General features: G+C 71.9%; 1 protein-coding gene. It reads left to right on the top strand.

Translation table 11 applies throughout. The annotated features are described in order from the left end of the window. Positions 1-11 precede the first annotated feature (11 nt). The coding region (locus ACL02U_RS32935) for an SDR family NAD(P)-dependent oxidoreductase (RefSeq protein WP_412794681.1) at positions 12-688 on the top strand (677 nt) is incomplete at its 3' end.

Here is a 688-nt window from a genome sequence, read left to right as displayed (position 1 = left end):
GGGATGTTCCTGTGCGGGCGCGGGGTGTGGTGGGGCTGGTGTTGGAGCGGGTGGGGCGCTGGTTGTCGGATGCTCGTTTCGCCGGGTCGCGTCTGGTGGTGGTCACTCGGGGTGCGGTGGCGTTGCCCGGTGACGTGGGGGTGGAGTTGGGTGTGGCGGGGGTGTGGGGTGTGTTGCGGGCCGCGCAGGCGGAGAACCCGGGCCGGTTCACGCTGCTCGACCTCGAGCCCGGTGGGGATGTCGGGGTGGCGGTGGGGGCGGTTGCCGCGGGGGAGGACGAGATCGCGGTGCGTGGGGGGCGGGCGTTGCTTCCGCGTCTGGCTCGGGTGTTCGGTGCGGGGGAGACGGGGCCGGTCGTCGGGGGGTCTGCTGCCTTGTGGGGTGGTGGGGCGGTGCTGGTGACGGGTGGTACGGGTGGTCTGGGTGCGTTGGTGGCCCGGGATCTGGTGGAGCGGCACGGGGTGGGGGATCTGCTGCTGGTCAGTCGTCGTGGTTTGGACGCTGCGGGGGCGGTGGAGTTGGTCGGGGATCTGGAGGCTGCTGGTGCCCGGGTTGAGGTCGTGGCGTGTGATGTGGCTGATCGGGAGGCGTTGGCGGGGTTGTTGGCCCGGTTCGGGCCGCGGCGGCCGTTGTCGGGTGTGGTGCATGCGGCCGGGGTGATGGACAACGCGCTGGTGCAGGATGTGGA

Source organism: Streptomyces sp. MS06 (genome assembly GCF_047200655.1).
Lineage (GTDB): Bacteria > Actinomycetota > Actinomycetes > Streptomycetales > Streptomycetaceae > Streptomyces.
The sequence above is the reverse complement of the archived record's forward strand: the minus strand, read 5'-3'. Positions and strand labels throughout refer to the sequence as shown.